Below are 10,432 nucleotides of genomic sequence, written 5' to 3'. Positions count from 1 at the left end.
GGCCCGGGCCGCTCGTTCGCTCGCCGCCGCCCGGATCAGCCCGTCCGCTCGCCCCTGCAGACCGCGCGCCCGTTCCTCGCTGGTCCGCACGGCCAACCGGGCCTCCACCTCGGCGGCGCGCACGGCCGAGGTGGAGGTGACCAGCCGGTCCCGCTCGGCCGGCGTAGGCTCGTCGATCTCCGGCTGCGCAGAGGTCGCGGCGAGGGCGGTCTCCAGCTCGGTCAGCGCGCCGTAGGCCCGATCCCTGGCCGTTTCCGCGCGGCCGCGAACGGCCTCGAGTCGGACCACCTCCGAGCCCGCGCCGCCCTTCACCCGCTCAAGCTGCGCGACCTGCTCGGACAACGCCCGGTACCGGGCGTCAGCTCCGTGTAGGGCGGCCAGCGCCGCGTCGATGGCCGAACGGGTCCGCGCCACCTCGGCCCTGGCCGGCTCGAAGGACTCGTGGGCCGCCTCGGCCCGTCGGGCCGCTTCCACCACTCCGGCCGCTGCCTCATCGGCCGCCGCACGCAACTCGATCGCCGACGGCGGGTGCGAGCTGCCTCCGATCGACGCCGCGGGACCGAGGACGTCGCCGGACATCGTGACCGTCCGCAGATCAGGCCGAGACCGGACGGCTAGTTCGGCGGCGGCCAGATCGTCGACAACGATGGTTGATTCGAGCAGCGACACCAGCGCGAAACGGAAACGGTCGTCGACGATCTCCACCAGTGCCAGGACGGGGACGCAGCCGTCGGGAAGCCGACCCGCCGCATCGGCGACAGGCCCGTCCGCCTCGCCGCGGCCCAGGCCGGTGCGCTGCCATCCGCCGGCGCCATCGGGATCGCCCGCGATCCCGCTCCCATCCCCCTTGGCTCCGGCGATCACCAGCGCAGCCCGGCCGGCATCGGCCTGCCGCAGCCAGGCGAACGCGGTCACTATCTCGGTCGCCGTGGCGACCAGCAGCGCGTCGGCGGCCGGCCCCAACGCCGCGGCCACCGCCACCTCGGCCCCCGGCCGCACGGTCACGACGTCGGACAGCCGGCCCAGGGGTGCAAAGGAGGGGTCCAGGGGCGGGAGTTCGGTCCGGCGCCTGTCGGCCGGGTCGGAGTCCTTCGCCGCACCCGACCGGTGCCGACGGCCGCCGGGTCCGCCTCGTTTCCCGGCAGCGGACCTCGCCAGTGCCGAACCGCCCGACGGCGCGTCATCGTGAGCCCGCTCGACCTCGTCGCTCGGACCAACCGCGTTGCCAGGCAGCTCGCCCTGGGGAACCCGCACCCGCGCGACGGCCTCGAGCAGAGCCGCCACCCCGTCCGCCGGCGCGAGCGAAAGCTGGAAGGCATCACGGCGCGCCGTACAGGACGCCCGGTCCCGCTCGGCCGCGCGCTCCTGTGTCCGCAGCGTCTCCAGACGGTCGGTCGCAGTGGCGTGCACCGCCACCGCGGTGCTATGCCGTTCGGCGAGTTCCTCTCGAGCGCCCTCCATCTGGGTGAGTTCCGTCTCCAGCGCGGTTCGGGACTGGGATGCCTGCGCATCGCGCTCCCGCGCGGCCGTCAACGCCTCCGTCGTCCGCGCGATCTCCTCCTCCGCGCCGGTCGCCCTCGACCGCGCGGCCTCGACCTGGCCCGCGAGCCGGGCGATCTCCTCGCGCCGGGAGGACGCGGCGCGGGCAGCGGCGATCAGCTCGCGTTCCTCGTGTGCCAGCGCCGCCTCGAGGTCCGCTCGCCTGATGACCACCTCCTCGAGCAGCTCGCGATCGCGCTCCAACCGCTCGGTGAGCGCGATCTCCTGCTCCCGGACCGCGATCGCCTCCTGTTCGAGCTCCTCTGGATCACGACGACCTCGTAGGTCGTCAGATCCGATCCGCAGCAGCCGGGCTCGTTCGGTCGCCAGCGAGCGGGTTCCCAACAATCGCTCCCGCAGGGAGGCCATCGCATACCAGGTCTCCTGCGCCGCGGCCGCGCGCGGGACGACGGCGGCAAGCTCCGCCTGGAGCCGTGCCTCACTTTGCGTCGTGACACGCTGCGCCGTCTCCGAGTCGGTGAGTCGTCGCCGCAGCGCCTCCTCGTCCACGACGTCTGAGTCGATCGCGGTCCGGGCCGAGTGCAGATCGTCCGCGAGCAACCGAAGCCGGGCGTCCCTGAGCGAGGCCTGGATTACTCCGGCCTTTCGCGCGATCTCCGCCTGCCGGCCGAGGGGACCCAGCTGCCGACGTAGCTCCGCGGAGAGGTCGCCGAGTCGGGTGAGGTTCGCCGACATCGCCTCAAGCTTGCGCAGCGCCTTTTCCTTGCGCTTGCGGTGCTTGAGAACGCCGGCGGCCTCCTCGATGAACGCACGACGATCTTCGGGGCGCGCCTGCAGCACGGCGTCGAGCTGGCCTTGGCCCACGATCACATGCAACTCGCGACCGATCCCCGAGTCGCTCATGAGCTCCTGGATGTCGAGGAGCCGGCATCCCGTGCCGTTGATCGTGTATTCGCTCTCGCCGCTGCGGAACATGAGACGGCCGACGGTAACCTCGGTGTACTCAATCGGCAACGCGCCGTCGGAGTTGTCGATCGTGAGCAACACCTCTGCCCGACCAAGCGCCGGGCGCGCGGGTGTGCCCGCAAAGATGACGTCCGACATGGTGCCGCCCCGCAACGCCTTAGCGCCCTGCTCCCCGAGCACCCAGGCGATGGCATCGACCACATTGCTCTTACCGGACCCATTCGGGCCTACCACACAGGTAATTCCGGGCTCGAGATGCAGGGAGGTCGAGCTCGCAAAGGACTTGAAGCCCCGCAGGGTCAGGCTCTTGAGGTGCACCGGTCTCCGGAGCGGTGAGGAGGGCTCGCCGGACTGGTGACGGATGGCCGGGATCAGCCGACGGTGGGATGGATCCATCCTATCGAGCGGCGCAAAGCGATCATACGGCTACACTCCGCAGCCATACCCTCAACAGGGCCTGCGGAGCCGGAAAAGTAACGCGTCTGGCCAGGATTGCGACAAGACCATCGCTGCGTCCCAGCCCCCGAACGGGGACGGACATCGCAGCACTCCAGGGTCGCGCTAGGATTTCACCCCCGAACGATGACCCTGACGCCTTGACGACCGCCCCCGCCCAAGCGACACCTCGACTACAGTATGTAGCTGATCACGCACATACTGAGGCTCGCAAATCGCTAGAAGCTGGGTGCAGGCAGTACGAAGGGGCGTTCCTCGCAGGAAACGCCCCGTTAGCCGAACTTGCGGTTCAGCTGTAGGCCGGCTCGGCGTCGAGTGCCCGGACATCCTCCGGTACGTCGACACCTCCGACCAGTGCCTCGTTGACGTCGCGTACTCGAGTCAGTTCAGCCTCAAGCTCCGCAACTCGAGCACGGAGCCGGCGTACCTCGTAGGAGAGACGCAGGTCGCTGCCGGAACCGACGTGGCCGAAAAGGGCCTTCGCCATAGTGATGGTCCTCCACGATGAGTGACCTAGTGGGTGTCGGACAACACAAGATCCGAACAGATCAAAGTGCGCCCCAAACAATGGCTCTAGAGTCCCACGCCGAGTGACCGAAAGTCAAGAGCATGCCACATGACCCACGACCGATCCGGTGAACACGCAAAAACTCGACCGTCATCCTGACGACAGTTGGGCCAGCACAGTGTCCGCAAGCAGTCACTTCCGGCGAAAGTCGGCCAGATCGCCCTGTGCCCTCTGCCACACCACCTCGACACGGTCCGTCCAACCGGGGGTGTGACCCGTCATGAGCAGGCGGGCAAGGTTCTGGCATGCGGGCGCAGCGCCCTCCGCAATCACCACGACGGCGCCATCGGGCATATTGGTGGCCGTTCCCACCAGGCCGAGCCGGCGGCCACGGGTACGCACGTAGTCACGAAAACCGACGCCCTGAACACGGCCGACGACACGAGCCGTGAAGCGGACCACGGTCGGGCCAGCCGCCGCCTGCTTGATGGGTACCTCGCTCATCAGCACGGTAGGGTACAGCCCATCGTGGACACCTCATCTTTCTCAGACATGGCAGGCCGATCGAGCGAGGCGCGACGGCCGGTGGACCTGCAACGGGTGCGGTCGCTGAGACCGCGTTCCCGCCGCAGGTCCACCGCCGTGGCACTCGTCTGCGGAGCCCTCGGGTCGGCACTGCTGATCAGCGGTTGCGGGCAGAACTTCTCCCAGGACGGTGGGTCGCTACCCGTCCCGCACGCAAGCAGCGACGGTGATCGACATGTGACGCCGGAGCCGGTCGACGGCGCCGATAAGATCATCGGACCTGGCTACGCTCCGCCACGGACCTCCGGCCCCACGCAGACCGCGGTTCCCAACCTTCCAGGCGGCAAGCTCTAGCCAGGAAGATCCGTCATCTATCCACGCGAGCCGATCGCTGGCGAGACCCGACCGGGCACCCGGTTGCCGAGCCCGAGATCGGCTCGCTCGCCGGCCAGGTAGCCTGCCTGACCGCCGCTGCCGGAGAGCTGACGCGCCCGCGGTGTCCGCAAGCGCGGATAGACCCTGGCGAGATGCGCGTCCACCCGCTGGCTCCGGTCGGCCAGGACCACCCCGACCGAGGGACGGCTCCCCAAGCCGTCGTCCTCCGCCGCCCGCTGCTGAGCCTGGGCTCGCTCGCGGGCCGCCCGCTCCGTACGGGCCAACCGCTGCGCGACGGCCAGGGCGAACCCGGCCATCCACGACCGGCGGAACGCTCTCGGGTCCTCGTGCCGCGGCGGGCGCGTGACGGCCAATCCGTGTGCCTGCTGCACAAGCAGCGAGGTGAACAACAACTGCACGCGGCGGATGTCCGCATCCATGCCGAAAAGGTGCGCAGAATGCTCCGTCCCGTCGTCACGGCGAACCGTGCGATGCACGAGCCGGCATCCAAGCGAGGCTGCGATGCTCGCCAACAGCGAGACCTTGTCTCGGGCGTAGGGCGAGTCGACGGCAACCACAAGGTCTGCGGCCGCGACCCGGGTCGGCTCAGCCTCCTCGATGAGCGCGCGGTCGATCCCATACTGTGCGATGAGCTCGGCCGCCTTGACGTTGTATGTCTCCCTGGCGGCCTCGGTGAGCCCCTCGGCCTCCGCCATCGCCAAAAGTTTCCGCACCCGGCCGAGCAGCGCATCCGGATTCATGGCATCTCCGTCCCTCTCGCCTCGGGCGCCCAAAGCACGACCCGACGCCGTCGGTGGTGCCTCACCGAGCCGGGAGCAACCCCGACTCGGCCCCGGATGAGGCGACAGTATGAGTCAGCGCGGGGGTCGGGCTCTCACCGCCCTCACGCTGCTACGTTCGAGATCACCTCCTGAGGAGGCTCCCGTCTTCGAACGTTTGATCGAAGCCTACCACCTGGGGTGGCGAGGCGGGCGCTGGCAGGTGGGGCAGGTGAAGCTGGATCTGTTCATGAAGGCGTCCCGGCGGATCGTGTCCCCGCACCGGCCGCAGAGCAGGCCCGCGCGACCGTAGACCTCCAGTGACCGGTCGAACAGTCCGCTGACCCCCTCGGTCGAGACATACAACCTGTCGAAGGACGTCCCGCCCGCGTCGAGGGCCGCAATCATGACCTTGTGGACGCAGCCCAGCAGCCGACGGATCTCGGGGCGGGTCAACGTCTCCGTCGGACGGGCATAGTGCATCCTGGCCGCCCACAGCGCCTCGTCCGCATAGATGTTGCCCACCCCGCTGATCAGCGTCTGGTCGAGCAGTGCCCGTTTGACGCCGGTACGGCGCTCGCGCAGCCGTCGGACGACGAGGTCCTCGTCGAAGGCGGGATCAAGCGGGTCCCGGGCGATGTGAGCGACCGGCTCGGGCAGCTCCCCACCACCGACCGCCACTGCCAGACCGCCGAAGGTCCGCTGGTCGACGAACCGCAGTTCCCGGCCTCCGTCAAGGAAGGTGAAACGGATCCGCAGGTGCTTCTGATCCGGAGCCGTCGGCGGCACCACAAGTAGTTGACCACTCATGCCGAGGTGCGCGATCAGGGCGTCGTCGGGGGCGCGCGGCGAGGAGCACTCCGGCACGGGCAGGCCCACCGGCATACTTTCTGACATCGGCTCGGCCGTCAGCGCCAGCGCCCCGGCCGGAACCGCCGCGACGGCCGCGGGGTCCGTGCGCAGCGCGAGCCAAAGGTACTTGCCCCGGCGTCTCGCGGCCGTCACCCGCCGTCCGACGAGCAGGGCGGAAAAATCAGCTGCGCCGCCCGCATGACGGCGGACCGCACGCGGGTGAGACACCTCAGCCGACGCGATGACCCGGCCGACGACACCGCGCTGCAGCCCGCGGCGCACGACTTCCACCTCTGGTAGCTCTGGCATGATCTCCGACCGTCGGGGGCGGCGTCAGGGTCGGAACCGGTCCCGACCCATCCGTGCGAAACGGTACGTCCGGACGGGCAGTCGGTGGTCGCCTCAGCGGCCCGAGACCTGCCCCCGGTCCAGTTGACCTGCCACGGAAGCATCGCCGAGTACGCCGGGGCCGGGCGGACCGCCGTCCCGATCCTGCTGCGCCGCCGCGGCCGCTCGACTCTCCAGCACGGCGAAAGCCGCCGCCGCGGCCCGTTGCTCCGCTTCCTTCTTGCTGCCGCCCTCGCCCTCGCCCAGTGGCTCGCCGGCGATGCGTGCGTGCGCGGTGAATCTCTTGGCGTGGTCGGGACCGGCCTCCTCGACCACATACTCGGGTGGTCCGAGAGCGAGCAGGGCCGTCTGCTCCTGCAATGACGTCTTCCAGTCCAGCCCGGCGCCGCGACCCGCAGCCTCGTCCAACAATGGATCGAACAGGCGATGCACGAAGACGGAGGCCGCGTCGAGGCCAGCCGAGAGATAGACCGCCCCGATGATGGCCTCAAGGGTGTCGGCCAGAATGCTCGCCTTGTCGCGGCCTCCGGTCGTCTCCTCCCCCCGGCCGAGCAGCAGGTAGGGCCCAAGGCCGTTCGGACCGATGCCACGGGCCACATCGGCGAGCGCCCGCATGTTCACCACCGAGGCCCGCTGCTTGGCAAGCTGCCCCTCGGGAAGATCCGGATGACGGAGGAAAAGTGCGGCGGTCACGACGAGACCGAGCACAGCGTCACCCAGAAACTCCAACCGCTCGTTGGTTGGAAGGCCGCCCTTCTCGTAGGCGTAGGAACGGTGCGTGAGCGCCCGGTCGAGTAGCTCCGGATCGATGGCGGTCTCGAGAACCTCGATCAGGCCGTCCCGTGGCGGGGGAGGCGAAAGATGGCGCGTCATCCGGCCAACCCAGCCAGCGCCCGCCGCCGCGCCACCAGGGTCGCCATCGCGGCCCGGGTACGCAGGACGAGATCCCCGCGCACAGCCAGCGACGCCAACCTCAGCGCGGCGAGCAGCCCGCCGGCCCCGGCATCCACGGATCCTCCTTGGGTGCGCTCCGCATGGACCGCGACACCGTCGACCCCCAGCACGATCGTTCCCCCTCGCACATCAGGATCTTCCAACGTTCCCCATGCCGGATCCAGGTCGGCGTCCGTGCCGCCGGCAGTATTTCGACGTTCCCAGCTCGATACACCTCGGACGGTCGACAGCACGACATCACCGGTATAACCGTCAGTCACCGCAACCTCCAGCCGCCGGTCTGAGCCCGCTACTGAAGACCAGCCATCGGCCGCCCGATCCTGATCTGCCCGCTCAGATCGGGCGAGAACACTTTCCACCGTGCACGGGCCGACATAGTTCAGATCGAGCGACCGAAGCAGCTCGTCGGCGAGACGCCGCGGCGGATCCAACAACGCTTCGCGCGGTGCCAGCAACCCGATCCGGGGTGCGTCCACCGCGAACCGCAAGGCCGCGTAGGCGCTGCCCAGCAGCGCGGACTGGGCAAGCTCGTCGGCCGTTACCCCGCCGGCCGATCCGGCGTCACACAACACGACACCCGCGTCCTGTCGACCGAGGATTGCCGCTAGCACCGCTCGCGTGGCGCCGGGAAGCAGTCCGTGGGTGAACTGGGCAGCAGCAACGACCGACTCGATGGGCGCGATGGAGACCATCGCATCAGCGTCGCCCGCACGGGCCAACCGGGCCGCCACCCGGACACCGGCATCCTTACGCGAACGGACCTCGCGAAGGGCCTCAGGTCCCCCCGCCACTGTGCGGGTAGCTGATCTCAGCAACACTCTTTCGCCAGCCAAGATGCCGAGCCGCGCCAGCTCATCACGAACACCCTCTGCCGGCGAAACAAGGATCAGCACCAAGCGCGGGTCCGCATCCAACGCGGTAGGCAACGCCTCAAGGAGGGGCCCGACAGGGAGCCCCTCCCCAAGCAGATCAACGGCGATACGGGTCACATCGGGTCAGACGTCAAGCACCTGACGATCGTTGTACCGGCCGCACGTCGTGCACACGGTGTGCGGCCGGATCACGTGCCCCCGGGAGCACTTCGCGAGGGTTGGCACCTTGGCCTTCCACTGCGAACGGCGAGACCGGGTGTTGCTGCGCGAGGTGCGCCGCTTCGGGACGGCCACTATTCCTTCTCCTTGCTCTCGTCAGGGTCGGACCGACCCTGATCAGTTCCCGTCGGAGCGCTGCCTCCCGCCACAGCGGACAGCGCAGCCCACCGCGCGTCGAGGCGGTCGTGGGAGTGATTCGGCCCGACATCGTCTAGCCGCGCCCCGCAGTCCGCGCACAGTCCCGCGCAGTCCGGTCGGCAGGTGGGGGACAGCGGCAGGTCGAGTACCAGCGCATCCCGGACCACAGGCTCGAGGTCAGCGTGATCATCGACAAGGACCCGGGCATCGTCGTCATCCGCCAGGTCGACCGCCCGGTCAGCGTAATAAAAAAGCTCCCGGACCTCGACCGTGCCGACATCGGACACCTCGTCAAGACAACGACCGCACTCGCCCCTCAGTGGGGCTTCGATCGTGCCGCTGACCAGCACCCCCTCGATCACCGACTCCAACCGAAGATCCAATGTGGCCACGGCTCCCGCAGGTACCCACATCATCTCGGTCCCGAGGTCGGCGGGAAGCACGACCTGAGTCTGGACACGACGCATCGACCCCGGCCGCCGGCCGAGCTCGCGGGTGTCAAGCACCCAGGGACCCTTTGGCGTCCTACGGCGGGGGGGGAATCCAGTCATGGAGGCAGTCGAATTCACGTCTAGGTTCGGCTCGGGAAGGCCCGCGGTGGCGGACCCTACTTGGGGGCGGGGCTGCTGCAGCGACGACTGACGGCCGAGCGGCCCGCCCCCCGAAGGCCCTTCCGGGCACCCAGAGGACCGCCGGACGCACCCCAGCTAGTCGACGACTACGTGTCCAGCGTATCCGATCGGGTCACGACACGGCCGTCATGCTGTCGGCACCTGGCCAGGCGGCACCTGGCCAGGCGACCACCCCAGCCTCACGGACCCCGTCAGCCCCCACCCGAAGCGGACCGCCGGTCGAGCGGCCTCGGGCGCACCCCGGCGGCGGCCAGCGACTACTCGACCGCGCGCTCGCGGAGCTGCTTGAGCACCACATCCGGCACAAGGTGCGAGACGTCCCCGCCGTAGCGGGCGACCTCTTTCACCAGGCTTGAGGACAGAAACGCATACTGCGGGTTCGTGCTCATGAAGAGCGTCTCCACGCCTGCAAGCGAATTGTTCATCTGTGCCATCTGAAGTTCGTAGTCAAAATCGCTCACCGCGCGCAGACCTTTGACGATTGACTGGATACCGCGCGCGCGACAGAAGTCGACCACCAGGCCGTGCGATGCATCCACCACGACGTTGGACGGCGCCATCGGATGATTGCGCACCGCCTCACGAATGAGCTCCATGCGCTCGTCGATAGTGAACAGGGTGGCCTTGTTCTTGTTGATCGAAACAGCGACCACGACCTCGTCGAAGAGCTTGCTCGCCCTGATGACGATGTCGAGATGGCCATTGGTGATCGGATCAAATGAACCGGGACAGACTGCCCTCCTCATGATCGAATACCGTACCAGAGAACACCCTCCCCGTACCTCCGGTCACGCAGTGCACACAACCCGTCCGGCCACGCAACCGGACCCGATCGGTGAGACCTTTCGACTACACAGACACCCTCCGCAGCCAGCCATGTGCCACAACAGAGCTTTGCCAGCACTTCACCGAGCTCGATGTCGCTCATCGCATATGGCGGATCGAGGAACACCACATCGTAGGGATCCCCCGAAGTGTTCTGCACCACACGCGCCACCGGAGCCTGAACGATCTCAGCGCCGGAAAGTCCCAAAGCAGTCACGTTCCGCTGCAGGGCCCGGACCGCCGCCGGATCATGGTCGACAAGAAGAGCATGCGATGCGCCACGGGACAACGCCTCCAGTCCCACCGCACCCGAGCCCGCGTAGAGATCCGCAACCCGGGCGCCCGGCAGGTCGACACACGTCGACAGCGTGTTGAACAGGCCCTCGCGGGCACGATCCGACGTCGGCCGGGTGGATCGACTCGCGGGAACGACGAGTTGGCGACCGCCTGCGGCTCCACCGATAATTCGCGTCATCGAGGCCC

Annotated in this window: 11 protein-coding genes; all 11 read right to left on the bottom strand. The window is 68.7% G+C overall.

The window, feature by feature from the left end; genetic code table 11:
• Window positions 1-2,784 (bottom strand): chromosome segregation SMC family protein (locus ND748_RS04405; RefSeq protein ID WP_251744204.1); only part of this gene is annotated, 2,784 nt, incomplete at its 3' end.
• Between the two features lie 427 nt (window positions 2,785-3,211).
• Complete coding sequence (locus tag ND748_RS04400) at window positions 3,212-3,409, bottom strand: hypothetical protein (protein ID WP_251744202.1); 198 nt, start codon at window positions 3,407-3,409, stop codon at window positions 3,212-3,214.
• 213 nt (window positions 3,410-3,622) lie between these two features.
• Entirely contained in the window at window positions 3,623-3,934 is a 312-nt protein-coding gene (locus ND748_RS04395) for an acylphosphatase (RefSeq protein ID WP_251744200.1), read from the bottom strand.
• A 392-nt stretch (window positions 3,935-4,326) separates the two neighbouring features.
• Window positions 4,327-5,091, bottom strand: a complete 765-nt coding sequence (locus ND748_RS04390; protein WP_251744198.1) for a DUF2786 domain-containing protein — start codon at window positions 5,089-5,091, stop codon at window positions 4,327-4,329.
• Between the two features lie 207 nt (window positions 5,092-5,298).
• A complete protein-coding gene (gene mutM / locus ND748_RS04385) occupies window positions 5,299-6,270 on the bottom strand; it encodes a bifunctional DNA-formamidopyrimidine glycosylase/DNA-(apurinic or apyrimidinic site) lyase (protein ID WP_251744196.1) in 972 nt (323 codons plus the stop codon).
• Between the two features lie 93 nt (window positions 6,271-6,363).
• The gene (gene rnc, locus ND748_RS04380) at window positions 6,364-7,182 is read right to left on the bottom strand and encodes a ribonuclease III (RefSeq protein ID WP_251744194.1); all 819 of its coding nucleotides are present in this window, start codon (window positions 7,180-7,182) and stop codon (window positions 6,364-6,366) included.
• Window positions 7,179-8,252 carry a phosphate starvation-inducible protein PhoH gene (locus ND748_RS04375; RefSeq protein ID WP_251744192.1) on the bottom strand — a complete coding sequence of 358 codons (1,074 nt, stop codon included), beginning with the start codon at window positions 8,250-8,252 and terminating at the stop codon, window positions 7,179-7,181. The genes rnc and ND748_RS04375 overlap by 4 nt, the downstream gene beginning before the upstream one ends.
• Before the next feature lie 6 nt (window positions 8,253-8,258).
• On the bottom strand, window positions 8,259-8,429 hold the full coding sequence (rpmF, locus tag ND748_RS04370) for a 50S ribosomal protein L32 (protein WP_009742317.1): 171 nt from the start codon (window positions 8,427-8,429) through the stop codon (window positions 8,259-8,261).
• On the bottom strand, window positions 8,429-9,043 hold the full coding sequence (locus ND748_RS04365; RefSeq protein WP_251744190.1) for a DUF177 domain-containing protein: 615 nt from the start codon (window positions 9,041-9,043) through the stop codon (window positions 8,429-8,431). The genes rpmF and ND748_RS04365 overlap by 1 nt, the downstream gene beginning before the upstream one ends.
• 338 nt (window positions 9,044-9,381) lie before the next feature.
• A complete protein-coding gene (gene coaD, locus ND748_RS04360) occupies window positions 9,382-9,870 on the bottom strand; it encodes a pantetheine-phosphate adenylyltransferase (protein WP_011606879.1) in 489 nt (162 codons plus the stop codon).
• Window positions 9,867-10,424, bottom strand: coding sequence for a 16S rRNA (guanine(966)-N(2))-methyltransferase RsmD (gene rsmD, locus ND748_RS04355; RefSeq protein WP_251744188.1), 558 nt, complete (start codon window positions 10,422-10,424; stop codon window positions 9,867-9,869). The genes coaD and rsmD overlap by 4 nt, the downstream gene beginning before the upstream one ends.
• Window positions 10,425-10,432 lie beyond the last annotated feature (8 nt).

It is taken from the genome of Frankia sp. AiPs1 (assembly GCF_023716945.1).
In the GTDB taxonomy this organism is placed as follows: Bacteria; Actinomycetota; Actinomycetes; order Frankiales; family Frankiaceae; genus Frankia.
The sequence above is the reverse complement of the archived record's forward strand: the minus strand, read 5'-3'. Positions and strand labels throughout refer to the sequence as shown.

Bases quoted from the DNA above. Each gene is read 5' to 3' on its own strand.
- ND748_RS04400 (WP_251744202.1), bottom strand. From the start codon at position 3,409: ATGGCGAAGGCCCTTTTCGGCCACGTCGGTTCCGGCAGCGACCTGCGT.
- ND748_RS04395 (WP_251744200.1), bottom strand. From the start codon at position 3,934: ATGAGCGAGGTACCCATCAAGCAGGCGGCGGCTGGCCCGACCGTGGTC.
- ND748_RS04390 (WP_251744198.1), bottom strand. From the start codon at position 5,091: ATGAATCCGGATGCGCTGCTCGGCCGGGTGCGGAAACTTTTGGCGATG.
- mutM (WP_251744196.1), bottom strand. From the start codon at position 6,270: ATGCCAGAGCTACCAGAGGTGGAAGTCGTGCGCCGCGGGCTGCAGCGC.
- rnc (WP_251744194.1), bottom strand. From the start codon at position 7,182: ATGACGCGCCATCTTTCGCCTCCCCCGCCACGGGACGGCCTGATCGAG.
- ND748_RS04365 (WP_251744190.1), bottom strand. From the start codon at position 9,043: ATGACTGGATTCCCCCCCCGCCGTAGGACGCCAAAGGGTCCCTGGGTG.
- coaD (WP_011606879.1), bottom strand. From the start codon at position 9,870: ATGAGGAGGGCAGTCTGTCCCGGTTCATTTGATCCGATCACCAATGGC.
- rsmD (WP_251744188.1), bottom strand. From the start codon at position 10,424: ATGACGCGAATTATCGGTGGAGCCGCAGGCGGTCGCCAACTCGTCGTT.